The organism is Hymenobacter sp. UV11 (genome assembly GCF_004684095.1).
Taxonomy (GTDB): Bacteria; Bacteroidota; Bacteroidia; order Cytophagales; family Hymenobacteraceae; genus Hymenobacter.
Window position 1 is genome coordinate 72,903 of the sequence record NZ_SRII01000010.1, and the last position, 14,708, is coordinate 87,610.

A 14,708-nucleotide genomic window follows, 5' to 3' on the forward strand; every position below is an offset into this window, starting at 1 on the left:
GCCATTCCCTGCCCCTGATTTGCCGTTCATGGCCGACGAAAACCTGCCACCTGCCGTTCCCGATTCCACGCCCCCCCGCCCCGTTGCTGCTGCGCGCAAGCGGCCCGGCCGGGGCACCCGCCGCCTGGTGCGCGTGGCCTGGACGCTCTTCTTCCTCGGGATAGGCTTTTTCCTGGCCTATCCGCTACTGGTGCGCAGCAACTTTCTGTTTCTCTTCGGCAAGTCGCCGAGCCTCGAAGAGCTGGAAAACCCCAAGGTGGAGCAGGCCTCGCAGGTCTTCACGGCCGATGGCGTGCTCATGGGCCGCTATTTCCGCGAAAACCGCTCGCCAGTGCGCCTCCGCGAGATGTCGCCCTGGTTGGTGAAGGCCCTCATTGCCACCGAAGACGCCCGCTACTACGACCATTCGGGCATCGATGCGCCCTCGCTGGCGGCCTCCATCTACTACGGCTTGCGCGGTGATAAGCGCGGCGGCTCCACCATCAGCCAGCAGCTGGCCAAGAACTTATACAAAACGCGCCGCGCCGAGAACCGGGGTGCGTTGAGCCACATTCCGGGGGTAGGGACGGTGGTGGCCAAAACTAAGGAATGGATGACGGCCGTGGAGCTGGAGCGCCGCTACACCAAGCGCGAAATCCTACGCATGTACCTCAATACTGTCGAGTATGGCTCCAACGCCTTTGGCATTAAGGTGGCGGCCAAGACGTTTTTTAGCACCACGCCCGACAGCCTCACGGCCGTGCAGGCGGCCACGCTGGTGGGGCTGCTAAATAATCCCACGGCCTTCAACCCCAAATTTCACCCGGCCGCCTCGCGCCGGCGGCGCAACGTAGTGCTCCAGCGCCTGGGCCAGGCCGGCGCCCTCAAGCCCGCCGAGGTAAAGGCTCTGCAAGCCGAGCCCATTGTGCTTGACTACCAAGTGGAAAAACACGTTGATGGCCCGGATAATTACTTCCGCGGCGCCATTAGCCAGACGGTGAACCGCTGGTGCGAGGCCCACGGCTACGACATGTACCGCGATGGCCTGCGCATCTATACCACCCTCGACTCGCGCATGCAGGACCACGCCGAGCAGGCCGTGCACCAGCGCATGAAAGCCCTTCAGCAGCAGTTTGATAACTTCTGGCGCAACCGCAATGAAAACCCCTGGGTAGACGAGGAGGGCCACGAAATTCCCGGCTTTATCGAGAGCCAGATGAAGCGCACCCAGAGCTACCACAGCCTGGCCGCCCGCTACCAGGGCCAGCCCGCCCGCCTCGACTCGGCCCTGCACGCCAAGCGCCCGATGAAGGTATTTACCTGGAAAAAGACGGATGGCGATACCACGCTCGTCATGTCGCCGCTCGATTCGCTGGCCTACTACAAGCACTTTTTGCAGGCCGGCATGATGACGATGGACCCCTTCACGGGCTCCATTAAGGCCTGGGTGGGCGGCCTGGACTACCGCTTTTTCCAGTACGACCACGTGAAGCAGGGTAAACGCCAAGCCGGCTCCACGTTCAAGCCCTTCGTGTACCTCACGGCGCTGGCCAACGGCTACTCGCCCTGCGACCGCATCCGCGACCAGCGCGTGACGATTAATTACGTCGAAAACGGCAAGCCCATGGAGTGGCAGCCCGACAACGTAACCCGCGAATACACGGGCATCAACATGACGCTGCGCTCGGCCATGGCGCGCTCCGTCAACTCCGTCACGGCCCAGCTTACCGAAAAAGTGGGCTGGGGAAAAGTGGCCGAATACGCCCATAAAGTGGGCATTACCAGCCCCTTGCTGGCGGTGCCGAGCATCGGCCTGGGCTCGGCTGGCGATGTGAGCGTGTACGAGATGGTGGACGCTTACTCCACGTTCCTCAACAGCGGCTTCCGCTCCGAGCCGCGCCTCATCACCCGTATCGAGGACCGCAACGGCAACGTTATTCAGCAGTTCGACCCCGTGCAGCACCGCGCCATCACGCCCGAAACGGCCTGGCTGATGACCTACATGCTGCGCGGCGGCATGGAAGAGCCGGGCGGCACCTCGCAAGGGCTGTGGGATTTTCAGGACCTGTGGCGCAAAGACAACCAGATTGGCGGCAAAACCGGCACCACCTCCAACTACTCCGACGGCTGGTACATGGGCATCACCAAAGACCTGGTTTCCGGCATTTGGGTGGGCGGCGAAGACCGCAGTATCCACTTCTTCCGCTCGCAGCAGGGCGAGGGCGGCCGCATGGCCCTGCCCATTTTCGGCCGCTACATGGAAAGCATCTACAAGGACAAAAGCCTGAGCTACGACTACGGCCCCTTCCCCAAAGCGCCCGCCGGCCTCAAGCGTAAGTACGTGTGCTACACCGAGTACGAGCCCCGTCAACGCCGCGGCGAAGCCATCGACACCCTGGCCACCGACAACCTGCTCGACCGGCTCAACCGGGGGGGTAGGGATAGCACGCGCTAGCTCAATGGCCGTCTAGCTGCTGCTGAAAATTCTGGTTCATACCCCATAGCTCAGCTACAGGTACCGGCTTACGCGCATTTTTGGCAACGTTTTTACCTTCTGTGGTAAAAAGAAAGGGTATACACATTAGGCCTTGATTACCATTCAAGGCCTTAACCTCTTGTTCCCATCCTTTCCAGCGTAGATTCTTGTAATAGCTAGCCAAGTCACCGGAAAAACAAAAAATCAGAAACTCTGAATACGTTTTATTGGTAGCTTCCCAACGCAGATTGTCCGGGGCAAAATAGAATATCTTGCCCACTGATTCTGGCCCGAAAGCTCCGCCATTGAGAGCGTAAAATCCGCCCATTACATCATCGGCAACGAGCAAAAAGCCCTGCTGCTTTCCCTCGTTCCAGCCCATTAAGTCGCGGTCTAAGGCCGGGCAGCCCGAGCCCAAAATGCGGAGCCAGCCCCCATCTACCAAAATGCCGCCCGTTTCATAAACAATGGCGCCCATCGGCGACCGGGTTGTTACTTGCGCAGCTAGTAAAGCACTGTCGGCATGGGCCTGAGTTTTAGGTAGAACCTGTACGCTGTTTTTTGCCTGCTTAATCCAGTCTCTTACCAAATCCCAGCCTGGTTCCTGCTTATTAATTAGCTCGGTTAGCGTGCGGTTTGGCATTTGCTGGGCGTGGATAGGGGTAGGACAGCTAAGGCTTACCCATGCAGCAATAATGACTTTCCAGACACGATTGGTAACGTTGGAGCTGAGCATAAAAGCAAAGAGTTTTTGCCACATGAAAAGCGCCCGGCCCGCACCTAAATGCAGACCGAGCGCTTTCACTGAAAGTCGGGGGTAACCTATTGCCGCTCGATGGAAGTGGCGGTGCTGGCCGTGATGGGCGCAGCCTGGGCCTTGGCCGAGGTATAGGCGGGGCAGGTCTGGCGGTTGCAGGCACCGAGGCCGAGGGTAGCGGCCCCAACGGCGAGGATAAGAAGCTTTTTCATACGATAAAGTAAAAAATGGAGGATGACGCGGCTAGGCTCCAAAGATAGGGGTAGGGAGCGGTTAGGTGGTTGAGTGAGTGGCTAGTTAGGTGCGTTTCTGGGAATAGTGCCGCGCCAACTACTTTGCCTCCTACCCCCGCCTAACGGCCCGAACGCGCTATTCCGTATAGCCTAGGATTTTTAACATGCTGGCGGCCTCCTGCTTGGGGGCGAAAACGGTGTCGGTGAGCGTGCCGTCGGGCGCGCGGTCGAGGATGACGTGCTTGGGTGCCGGAATGAGGCAGTGCTTGATGCCGCCGTAGCCGCTCAGGCTTTCCTGGTAGGCGCCCGTGTGGAAGAAGCCCACGTAGATGGGCTCATCGGTAGCGGGCTGGTTGCGAGCGGGTTGCAGCTGCGGCAGGAAGGTCTGGTAGATGTGCTTTTCGGAGTTGTAGTAGTCCTGCGAGTCGCAGGTAAGGCCGCCGAGCTGAATCTTGCGGTAGGGCCGCTGCCAGCCGTTGAGGGCCAGCATGATGAAGCGCTGGTTGAGGGCCCAGGTATCGGGCAAGTTGGTGATGAACGAGCCGTCAATCATATACCACAACTCCTTGTCGTTCTGCAATTTCTCATCCAGAATCGAGTAAATTGTGGCCCCGCTCTCGCCCACCGTGAAGATGCCGAATTCGGTGAAGATATTAGGCTCCGGCACGCCCTCCTCGGCGCAGATGCGCTGGATGGTGCGCAGGATTTCGGCAATCATGTACGGGTAATCGTACTCCAGCTGAATCGATGTTTGGATGGGCAGGCCGCCGCCGATGTCGATGGTTTGGAGACTCGGGCAAATCTTGCGCAGCTCACAGTATTTGTGGATAAAGCGCGACAGCTCCGACCAGTAATACGACGTGTCTTTGATGCCCGTGCTGATGAAGTAGTGCAGCATGGTGAGCTCAAAGCGCGGGTCATCCTTGATTTTCTGCTCGAAAATCGGCACTGCGTCGGCGTAGCGAATGCCTAGGCGCGAGGTGTAGAACTGGAAGCGCGGCTCCTCGTCTGAGGCCAGGCGCAAGCCCATCTTCACCTTGGTGCCGGCGTTGACGTGGGCCGTGTAGTAGTCGATTTCGTTGGGCGAATCGAGGATGGGTAGGCAGTTGGCAAAGCCGTCGTTGAGCAGCGCCGTGATGTCGTGCTTGTACTCGTCGGTCTTGAACCCGTTGCAAATGATGTACTTATCCTTGCTAACCTTGCCCTGCTCGTAGAGCGAGCGAATGATGCTGATATCGAACCACGACGAGGTTTCGAGGTGCACGTTGTTCTTCAACGCCTCTTCGAGCACGAAGCGGAAGTGCGACGACTTGGTGCAGTAGGCGTAGGAATACGTGCCCTGGTAGCCGGTTTCGGCAATGCCGTCGGCAAACCACTTTTTGGCCCGCTGAATCTGGGAGCTTATTTTAGGTAAGTACGTGAGGCGCAGCGGAGTACCATGCTTTTCGACCAGGGCCATCAGGTCGATGTCGTGGAAGAACAGCTCGTTGTCACGCACCTGAAAATCGGCGTTTGGGAAATCGAAGGTTTGGGTAATGAGGTCCTGGTAGGTATCCATTTAGGTTGTTTAGAGGGGACTAGTAAAAACGCCTGTCATTGCGAGCAAAGCGAAGCAATCGCACCAGCACGATGCCAGAACGAAGCGGCGTGGGTTTCGTTCGGATGCGATTGCTTCGCAGGCTCGCAATGACAGGCGGTTGACGCGCCAAAATCCAAAAAAAGTCCGACCTTTGTAGTCGGCGTACCAAAAGTACCGCCGGGGCCGGAAAGAGTTTGGCCCCTCCGCATCGGTTTCCGATGGAAGGAAGCGACATGGCTACGGCGCGCTGGCGCCGCAAGGCAGCGCTCGCCCGCCCCCAAAGTGGGGGTAGGCGGTCCGATGCCGTGCCCCCATGTCCCTACCCCCCTCCATTCTCCCGATGAAGCGCATTAAACTGATTGAAGTCCGCTCCGAGCTGGGTGCCGGCACGCGCGGCGCCAGCCTGGGCCCCGACGCCCTGCGCGTGGCCTGCCTCAACAAAGGCTCCGACTATTTTCGGCGCTACAACGCCGTGGTGACCCAGGATTTGAACCACGTGCTGTTCGACAAAAATCCGTTTCGATTTGCCAAGCACATCGACGCGATTTACACCGTGCAGAAGGGCATTGCCAACGCCGTGGAGCAGACGCTGCGCTTTGGCGAGTTCCCCTTAGTGCTGGCCGGCGACCACAGCAGCGCCAACGCGACCATTGCCGGCATTAAGGCGGCTTACCCCCACAAAACGCTGGGTGTCATCTGGATAGATGCGCACGCCGACATTCACTCGCCCTATACCACGCCCAGCGGCAACGTGCACGGCATGCCGCTGGCCGCCGCCCTGGGCGAAGACAACCTGCCCTGCCAGCGCAACCAGCCCGACGCCGACACCGAGTTTTTCTGGCGCCGCCTCCAAAACCTGGCCGAGCCCGGCCCCAAGCTGCGCCCCGAGCACCTCGTGTACGTGGCCGTGCGCGATACCGAGCCCGAGGAAGATGCTGTTATTGAACGTCTGGGTATCAAGTGGATAAAGCTCGACGAGTTTCAGGCTAAAGGCTCGCGGCAGCTTACCCGCGAGATTTATGAGCATCTGCGCTTCTGCGACCTCGTGTACATTTCGTTCGATGTCGATAGCCTAGATTCGGAGTTCAGCAAAGGCACCGGCACGCCCGTAGAGAAGGGCTTGTACCTCTCCGAAGCCGAAAATCTATGCCAGGACCTGCTTGAAAATGAACGGGTGGTGTGCTTCGAGATGGTCGAAATCAACCCCACCCTCGACAACGAGAACACGATGGCCAAAAATGCCTTCAACATCCTCGAAAAAGCCACCGACGCTATTGAGCGCCGCCTGCGCCTGGACGAGGTAGTGAGCCGGTAACTGTGCGGTAAGCTTTAGCTTGCCGTGAAAGAGTCGCCAACGGCCGGCAAGCTAAAGCTTACCACACACTAAAACCTGCTGATAAACGCGTAAGCGCCCAGCGTGTAGGCCGTGGCCGACGAGAAGTGGTCGCCGCCCTGGATGGGGTGCAGCTCGACCTGCGTGGCGCCGCGCTTCTGCATGGCATCGTAGGCGTCCTGCGAGTTGAAGAAGGGCACGTAGTCGTCGGCGGTGCCGTGGAAGAGAGCCAGCGGGGCGGCGGGTTTCCAGTCGTAGATATCGTTATCGGCCAGGGCGGCATTTAGCGGCGCATCGGAGTCGTTGAGCACTGCTTGGCGGAAGCTGGCGGCAAACAGCTGGCTCTGCTGGTCGGGCACCGCGCTGGAGGGGTCGGCTTGCAGCTGCGCCGCGTAGGGTGCCTGGTAATAAAACGAATACGGCCGGTTTAGCGCATAAACCTGGTCGTAGGTACGCAGCACCCACACGTAGGTACTCAGGAAGCTGAGCGGCTGCGTGCTCTGCAAAATGTAGCGGGCAAAGGCCGTTTTGTGGTAGGCGCCGGCGCCGGGCGCGCTGGCCGTCACGGGCAGGGTAGGGGCAAATTTCTCCTGTAAATACTTATGCAGCGCCATCGTGGCGTAGCCGCCCTCGGAGTAGCCCAGCAGGAAGTTCTTTTGATTGACCTGCACGCCCTGCTGCTGGCAAAACTCGCGGGCGGCGCGCAGCATATCGGCCGATGTGGAGGCCAGCGAGGCGGCGTGCTCATAGGGGTGGGGTAGGGCCTCGCTGGCGCCGTAGCCCAAGTAGTCGGGCGCCGACACCACGTAGCCGGTCGAGGCCAGCAGCGACACCAATGACCACACGTCGCTGCCCTGCGCGTAGTACGAAGGCGCCTGGCCCTCGCTGCTCGGCAGCAACGTACCGTGCTGGTAGCTAAGCACCGGCAGCGCCATCGGGGCCACTGGCACCAGCACCGCGCCCGAGGCGGTCGTCTCCTGGCCGGCGGGCGTGAGCGTACGGTAGGTGAGGCGATATACTTTGATGGGGTACTTAACCAGCGCCGCCACCAGCGGCACGCCCTGGGCGCGGCTGGCCAGCGTGGCTGCGCTGTACTCGCCAATCAGGGTGCTGCCCGTGAGTACGGTAGCGGCTGCGGTGGGGGTAGCAGTAGCAGGGTCGGGGGTAGCCTTTTGACAGGCCGGAGCGGCCAGGAGCGCCGCCGAAAGCCATAGCGCGCCTGTGCGCCGGAGCAGGGGTAGGAAACGAAATAACGACACGTAAGGCGGAATAGTGGGAAAAATTCATCCCCCTAACACCCGCAGCAGCCGACGGCGTTCCGGCCACTGGTTTGAAAGCTACCGCACTACCTCCACCCAGCCTTTAAAGGTGCGGCGAGTATTATTAGCGTCGGCAAACTGCACCTCGGCCAAGTAGTAGTATAAGCCACCCGATACCAGGCCGTTGGTGTTGCCCTCACCCACCGCGCCGCCGGTCCAGTTGATGTAGGGGTCTTGGTCGCTCTCGTACACCTTGCGGCCCCAGCGGTTGAAAATCTGGATGCGGGTGCGCAGCACGGTGCTGGCCGTTTTGGGCCGGAACACGTCGTTCTTGCCGTCGCCGTTGGGCGTGAAGATGTTGGGCAGCAGGAAGAACGCGCACTCGTCCTGGCAGGCCGCGTTGCTGAGCGCGCTGCGGATGCCCTGGGCGCTCACGGCCTGCACCACGTAGCAGTACGACGACTTCACCAGAAAGCGGTCGGCGTAGTCCAGGCGCGTGGTCGAGTCGATGGCCACGTAGATGCCAGTCTGCGAATTGCTGCGCAGAATGCGGTAGTAGGCGGCCGCCGTGCTGCAGCCCGTGGGCGTGCCGCTCACCGTCCAGCGCAGGCTGTTCTGGTAGCGCTGGTTGTCGGCCGGGAAAGAGGGTAGGGCGGCCAGGCTGTCGCAGTTCACCGGCCGGATGCTCAGCACCGGCGTGCACGGCGTGGCTTGCAGCACGGTGCACACCTGCTGGCTCTTGTTCAGGAGGTTGTTCAGAAAGCTCAGGTCGGGGTACTGGCCGTTGGTCTGCACGTAGTAGCAGTATTGCTGGCCGCGCTGCAGCCTGGGGTCAGCGTCGGTGTAGGTGCCGCCCGCCGCGCCGGTCGGGGCCGTGCCGATGGCCGCGTAGGTGGTGCTGCCGGGGTCCTGGCGGTAGATGGTGGCCGGCTGCTTGGTGTTATCCCAGGGCACGTTATACGCCCAGCTCACCGCCACGCGGTTATTATTGCCATCGGGCACTAGGCTGGTGCGCACGCTGCTGGCGGGGGTAGCGATTTCGGTTTGCTCCACGGGCGCGCCCGACGACGTATTGCTGCTGAAAAACGTGAGCTGGTACGTGTACTGGTTGGCCGTCGTGTTCAGGTTGTTATCCACATACGTGGTGTCGCTGAGGCTGGTGATGGTCGCAATCGGCGCAAAAGCCGTGGACGTGCCCACCGCCCGACCCAGGCGGTAGCCGAAGGGCGCGGTAAAATTGCCGGTGTTGGGCCGCGGGCGGGTCCACTTCACCGTAATCTGGCCGGTGGTGGGGCTGGTCGCATTCACGTCCACGTTGGTGAGCCGGGCCGAGCGGCCCGAGAAAGTCAGGCAGTCCTCGTTCGACACGATGCTGGCGCCGCCCGAGGGCAGCGGAAACACGGCGTACACCCGGTAGCAGTACTGCTTGCCGCGGCTCAGACCCTGCCCGTTGTTGTCGTCGGCGAAGGTGGTGACGCCTGGCAGCACGCTACCCACCTGCACGTAGCCCGAGCCCGCGGGCAGGCCCGTCTGGCACGGGCCCGGCGTGAAGGGGTAGGAGCCTTCGCGCCGGAAAATCAGCAGCTGGCTCGCGTTCTGGCAGGTGTAGCGGTCCCAGCTTACCAGGCCGGTGAGGGTAGTGGCGGTGCTCGGCACCACGCGCACGTTCTGGGGCGGCGGCCCCACCACCGTGATGCGCACCGGCTTTTCATCAATCAGAATCGGCGCCCCGCTGGTGGCCGGCGGACTATCCTGCACCTTGAAAACCACGATGTAGGGCTGGTTCGACACGTTGCTGCAATCGGGCGTCCAGTTAAACGTGCCCGTCACCGATGTGCCCGTGGTATTCTGCACGAACGTGGCCGGCGGAATAATGCCGCTGTAGGCAAACAGCGTGAGGGCGGTAGGCGTGCCCTGCGTGCCGGTGCCCACGCCGTCGGTGGCCGACACGCGCAGCGTCACGGGCGTGCCCGCCACCACGCAGATATCGGCCGGCACCGTAATGGTAGGCGGCAGGTTGGTAGTGGCCGTCACGTTAATCTGCATATCCCGAATCACGGTGCCAATCAGGATGCGGCCGTTGGCCGTGCGCCGCCACTCTTCCACCACGAACGCCACGTTGTAGACGCCCGCCCGGCTGGGCGCATTCCAGGTAAGCTGCCCCGTGATGGGGTCTTGCACAAAAATGGCATCTGCCCCCGCCTGGCCCGCCGGCACGCCGGTGTAGGGCACCTGCACCCCGCGCGGCAGGAGGTTTTGGTCATTTGGATACACAAAGCCCGTGCACTCCACTGGGTTAGGCGTGTTGTTCACGTTGGCGACGGGGGTGCCACCGGCCACCTGCTGGCTGGGGCGCAGGTGGTAGGCCAGCGAGTCGCCATCGGCATCATAGCCGGCCGGGTTGTGCAAAAACACCTGCCCAATGGCCGCCTTGTCGATGGCCGGCGCGCGCAGCACCGGCGAGTGGTTGCGCCCGTAGGCGGGGTTAATGGTGATGCTGGAATTGATGTAAAACGTCTGGCCAATCGAATTAGCCATATTAACCACGCCCCCCACCCGGTTCTCCCCCACGAAGCTCACCACGTACTTGCCCGCGCCGGAGTAAAAGTGGTCGAAGTTGAAAATGAGCACGTTCGTGTCGCTCGACAGCGGTACCTCGCTCACCTTCAGAATATTATCGGTGCGCGTGCCGTCGCCAAAGTAAATCGTCACCGATTCCTGCGTCGCCCCGCCCGAATTTCGGTACAGCGTCAGCCGGAAAAAAATGTGGTTCGGGTTACCCGTAATGGTATCCACTTTGGCCTGAATATCGCCGGCCCGCAGGTGGGTAGCGTGCGCCCGCCCAGGTAGCAGCCCGCTCAAGACTAGTAGAAAGAAGACCAGCAGCCCGGCCGGCCGGCCGCTGTTTTCCCCGCGCTGTAAAAAGAATCGCATAGAAGAAGTACTTTCTTTAAAGGTAAGCACGGCGCGCAAAACCGCAACCGGGTGCGCCGGCGCGCGCTGCGCCGTTGGCTGCTCCGTGGGGGGTAGGGGCTGCCTGCGCTGCAGCCAGGTATTTGGGCCCGGCGCCCCGCCGTACCTTTGCCGGCGTGCAACAGCTAGAACAAACCCTCAAAACCGCCCTGCAAGCAGCCGCTCAGGCCACTTTCGGGCAGGAAATCCCCGCCGCCAGCCTCGTGCTGCAACCCACGCGCAAGGACTTTGCCGGCAGCTTCACCCTCGTCACGTTTCCGCTCACCAAAGCCTTCGGCAAAGGCCCCGAGCAAATCGGCCAGGCCCTGGGCGAGTGGCTGAAAGCGAACGCGCCCGCCGTGCGCGGCTACAACGTGGTGAAAGGCTTCCTCAACCTCGAAATCGCCGATGCCGAGTGGCTGCAGCTTTTTGGCGAGCTGGCGCGCCAGCCGGCCGGCGCGCCCGTGCCCTTCGACGGCCCCCGCAACGTGGTGGTCGAGTACTCGTCGCCCAATACCAACAAGCCCTTGCACCTGGGCCACCTGCGCAATAACTTCCTGGGCTACAGCGTGGCCGAGATTCTGAAAGCCACCGGCGCTACGGTTTCCAAAGTGAACTTGGTGAACGACCGCGGCATCCACATCTGCAAGTCGATGCTAGGCTACCAGCGTTTTGGCCACGGCGAAACGCCTGATAGCGCCGGCATTAAGGGTGACCATTTGGTAGGTCACTATTATGTGCTTTTCGAGAAGCATTACCGCGAAGAAATCAAGCAACTAGAATCCGAAGGAGTTGCCAATGATATTGCCAAGCGCCAAGCTCCGCTGATGCTAGATGCCCAGCAGATGTTGCAGCAATGGGAAGCCGGTGATGAAGCTGTAGTAACGCTGTGGCGGCAGATGAACGGCTGGGTGTACAAAGGCCACAACTCAACCTACGCCAATATTGGCGTCGATTTTGATAAGTTTTACTACGAGTCAGGCACCTATCTGCTAGGTAAGGAGCGCGTCCAAGAAGGGCTGGGTAAAGGCGTGTTTTTCAACAAGGAAAATGGCTCGGTCTGGGTTGACCTGCAAGCCGAAGGCCTTGACGAAAAGCTACTGCTACGCGCCGACGGCACGAGCGTTTACATCACCCAGGACTTGGGCACGGCCGAATTGAAGTACGAAGACTTCGGTTACGATTCAAGCATCTACGTCATTGCCGACGAGCAGAATTATCACATGCAGGTGCTGCAAGCCACGCTCGGAAAACTCGGCAAACCTTATGCGGCGGCCATTCATCACCTCAGCTACGGCATGGTTGACCTGCCTAACGGGGCCAAAATGAAAACCCGCGAAGGCACCGTGGTCGATGCCGACGAGCTGGTGCTCGAAGTAGAGGAAGCCGCCAAGGCCGCCACCCTCGAAAAAGGCAAAACCGAAGGCCTCAGCGAAGAAGAGTTGACCCAGCTCTACCACACGCTGGGCCTGGGCGCGCTCAAGTATTACCTGCTCAAAGTGGACCCCAAGAAGCGGATGCTCTTCAACCCCGCCGAGTCGGTGCGACTGGAAGGCGACACCGGGCCCTTCGTGCAGTACAGCTACGCCCGCATCTCGTCCATCCGCCGCAAGGCCGTGGAGCAGGGGGTAGTCGAGCTCACGGATTTCAGCCAGCTCACCGAGCTGCAACCCACGGAGCAGGAGCTGATTCAGCAGCTGGCCGGCTACGCGGGGGTAGTGGCCGAAGCTGCGCGTTCTCTTTCGCCCGCTGTGGTGGCCCAGTACGCCTACGACGTGGCCAAGAGCTACAACCGCTTCTACACCGAAGTGCCCATTTTCAACGAGGCCGACCCGCTGAAAAAAGCCTTCCGCGTGGCCCTTTCGGCTAAAACTGCCGAGACTATCAAAACCAGCCTCGGCCTGCTCGGCATCGACGTGCCTGAGCGCATGTAATTATCCAAAAGAATAAAAGCAGAACGTCATGCTGAACTTGTCGAAGCATCTCTACCGCGCCGCTGGGGTTACTACCCCGATGAAAGCGGTAGAGATGCTTCGGCAAGCTCAGCATGACGTTCTTAATTTATTGACAGCGAACAAGTACTAGCATGAAAAGCGTAGCAGTCTACTGCGGCTCCAGCAGCGGCAACCAGCAGATTTACACCCAGCAAGCCCAGGAAATGGGCCGCGAGCTAGCCCGCCGCGACCTCACCCTGGTGTACGGGGGCGGCTGCGTGGGCCTCATGGGTACCATCGCCGACGCCGTGCTGGCCGAGGGGGGTAGGGTGATTGGCGTCATCCCCGGCTTCCTGGCCGATAAGGAGCTGGCGCACAAGGGATGCACCGAGCTGCACGTAGTCGAAACCATGCACCAGCGCAAGCTGCTCATGGCCGACCTGGCCGAGGGTTTCGTGGCCATGCCTGGTGGCTTCGGCACCCTCGAAGAGCTGTTTGAAGTGCTGACTTGGGGCCAGCTGGGCCTGCACGGCAAGCCGGTGGGCCTGCTCAACACGCAAGGCTTCTACGACTCGCTGCTGGCCCTGCTCGACCACATGAGCGCTGAGGCGTTTCTGCGGCAGGAAAACCGCAGCCAGGTGCTGCAGCACGCCAGTGCCGCTGCCCTGCTCGACGCCATGCAACACTACCAGCCCGTGCGCCTCGAAAAGTGGCTCACGCCCGCCACCACCTAGCCAGAAGCAAGGATAAAAAAGAACGTCATGTTGAGCCTGCGAAGCATCTCGCTCGCACCGTTGGATGACTAACCCAGTGGCGCGAGCGAGATGCTTCGCAGGCTCAGCATGACGTTCTTTTGAGTAGATGTTTTTGTTCGATTTCGCTACCGCCTACCCCCCCCTCACAGCAGCAAACTCACCAGCGAGAGCGCCAGTATCACGTACATCACGGCGCTGATGTCGCGGAAGCGCAGCAACAGCAGCCGGATGATGCCCCACGACAAAAACCCGCAGGCCATGCCCGTGGCAATGGAAAAGCTGAACGGCATCAGTAGCATGGTGAACAGCGCGGGCACGTAGTCTTCATACTTGCTGAAATCGAGGTGGCGCACCTGGCTAATCATCAGCAGGCCCACGATGACCAGCGCGGGCGCCGTGGCGTAGGCCGGCACCACTTTGATGAGCGGAATAATGGCCAGCGAGCCCACAAAGAGCAGCGCCGTAGTCACGGCCGTGAGGCCCGTGCGCCCGCCCGCCGCAATGCCGGTGGCCGACTCGATGTAGGCCGTGCTGGGCGAGGTGCCCAGCAGGCTGCTCACAATGGCGGCCACCGCGTCGATGTTCAGCATGCGGCCCAGGCCCCGGATTTTGCCGTCGGGCTGGCGCAGGCCGGCCTCGCCCGCGCAGGCCACCAACGTGCCCAGCGAGTCAAACATATTGATGTAAAACAGCGCGAAAATCGGCCCGATGAGGCTCCATTTCAGCGCGCCCAGCGGGTCGAGCTTGAAGACCACCGGCGCCAGCCGCAGGCTGCTGGTAAAGAGCTGGGTAGGGGCCGCCACCAGCCCCGCCCCGGCCGCCAGCACCGTGGCCACCACAATGCCGATGAGGATGGCTCCCTGCACCTGCCGAATGAGCAAAGCCAGCGTCACAAAAAGCCCCACCACGCTGATAACCACCGGCGGCGTAAACTTGCCCAGCCCCACCAGCGTGGCCGGGTTGGCCACCACCACGCCCATATTGCGCAGCCCGATAAACAGCAAAAACAGCCCAATGCCCACCGGAATGGCCGTGACAATGGCCGGCGGAATGGCCTCCACCAGCTTCTCGCGCGCGCCCAGCAGGCTGAGTACCAGAAACAGCACGCCCGCCCAAAACCCGATGCCCAGCGCCACCGGCCACGGCACGCCCTTGGTGAGCACCAGCGTGTAGGTGAAAAAGGCGCTCATGCCCAGGCCCGGCGCCAGGGCCACCGGCACGTTGGCCCCTACCCCCATCAGGGCCGACGACAGCGCCGCTACCAGGCACGTCACGGCAATGAGGGCGCCCTGGTCCATGCCGGCCGCTCCCAGCGTGGCCGGCACCACAAACACGATGTAGGCCATCGTGAGGTAGGTAGTGAGGCCCGCGACCAGCTCGGTGCGCAGGGTAGTACGGTGTTCCTGAAAGCGAAAAAAACCGGCAAGCGAAGGCATAGCGAAAAAGTAGGG

General features: G+C 61.2%; 10 protein-coding genes. 4 read left to right on the forward strand and 6 right to left on the reverse strand.

Annotated elements, in window-relative coordinates:
* Positions 1-28: 28 nt before the first annotated feature.
* Positions 29-2,434: a transglycosylase domain-containing protein gene (locus tag E4631_RS18690; protein ID WP_133659484.1), complete on the forward strand. Its 2,406-nt coding sequence runs from the start codon at positions 29-31 to the stop codon at positions 2,432-2,434.
* Position 2,435: 1 nt separating this feature from the next.
* Here the strand turns inward: E4631_RS18690 and E4631_RS18695 are convergent, their stop codons facing one another.
* The 3 genes from E4631_RS18695 to E4631_RS18700 all read right to left on the reverse strand — a co-directional run bounded on the left by E4631_RS18695 (position 2,436) and on the right by E4631_RS18700 (position 5,003).
* Entirely contained in the window at positions 2,436-3,260 is an 825-nt protein-coding gene (locus tag E4631_RS18695; protein ID WP_205704270.1) for a DUF2625 domain-containing protein, read from the reverse strand.
* 17 nt (positions 3,261-3,277) lie between these two features.
* Positions 3,278-3,424 carry a hypothetical protein gene (locus E4631_RS25995; protein ID WP_166648226.1) on the reverse strand — a complete coding sequence of 49 codons (147 nt, stop codon included), beginning with the start codon at positions 3,422-3,424 and terminating at the stop codon, positions 3,278-3,280.
* 157 nt (positions 3,425-3,581) lie between these two features.
* Positions 3,582-5,003, reverse strand: a complete 1,422-nt coding sequence (locus tag E4631_RS18700) for an arginine decarboxylase (RefSeq protein ID WP_133659409.1) — start codon at positions 5,001-5,003, stop codon at positions 3,582-3,584.
* Between the two features lie 361 nt (positions 5,004-5,364).
* On the opposite strand from E4631_RS18700, the gene E4631_RS18705 reads away from it, so the two are divergent.
* Entirely contained in the window at positions 5,365-6,339 is a 975-nt protein-coding gene (locus E4631_RS18705) for an arginase (RefSeq protein WP_133659486.1), read from the forward strand.
* 68 nt (positions 6,340-6,407) lie between these two features.
* Here the strand turns inward: E4631_RS18705 and E4631_RS18710 are convergent, their stop codons facing one another.
* Together E4631_RS18710 and E4631_RS18715 are read right to left on the reverse strand one after the other, a co-directional pair.
* Positions 6,408-7,616 carry a S9 family peptidase gene (locus E4631_RS18710; protein WP_240735066.1) on the reverse strand — a complete coding sequence of 403 codons (1,209 nt, stop codon included), beginning with the start codon at positions 7,614-7,616 and terminating at the stop codon, positions 6,408-6,410.
* Between the two features lie 78 nt (positions 7,617-7,694).
* Positions 7,695-10,550 carry a gliding motility-associated C-terminal domain-containing protein gene (locus E4631_RS18715; RefSeq protein WP_133659411.1) on the reverse strand — a complete coding sequence of 952 codons (2,856 nt, stop codon included), beginning with the start codon at positions 10,548-10,550 and terminating at the stop codon, positions 7,695-7,697.
* Positions 10,551-10,705: 155 nt separating this feature from the next.
* Between E4631_RS18715 and argS the strand changes: the two genes are divergently transcribed.
* Positions 10,706-12,502: an arginine--tRNA ligase gene (gene argS, locus E4631_RS18720; protein WP_133659412.1), complete on the forward strand. Its 1,797-nt coding sequence runs from the start codon at positions 10,706-10,708 to the stop codon at positions 12,500-12,502.
* A 152-nt stretch (positions 12,503-12,654) separates the two neighbouring features.
* Positions 12,655-13,236 carry a TIGR00730 family Rossman fold protein gene (locus tag E4631_RS18725; RefSeq protein ID WP_133659413.1) on the forward strand — a complete coding sequence of 194 codons (582 nt, stop codon included), beginning with the start codon at positions 12,655-12,657 and terminating at the stop codon, positions 13,234-13,236.
* Positions 13,237-13,400: 164 nt separating this feature from the next.
* Here the strand turns inward: E4631_RS18725 and E4631_RS18730 are convergent, their stop codons facing one another.
* Complete coding sequence (locus E4631_RS18730; RefSeq protein WP_133659414.1) at positions 13,401-14,693, reverse strand: NCS2 family permease; 1,293 nt, start codon at positions 14,691-14,693, stop codon at positions 13,401-13,403.
* Positions 14,694-14,708 lie beyond the last annotated feature (15 nt).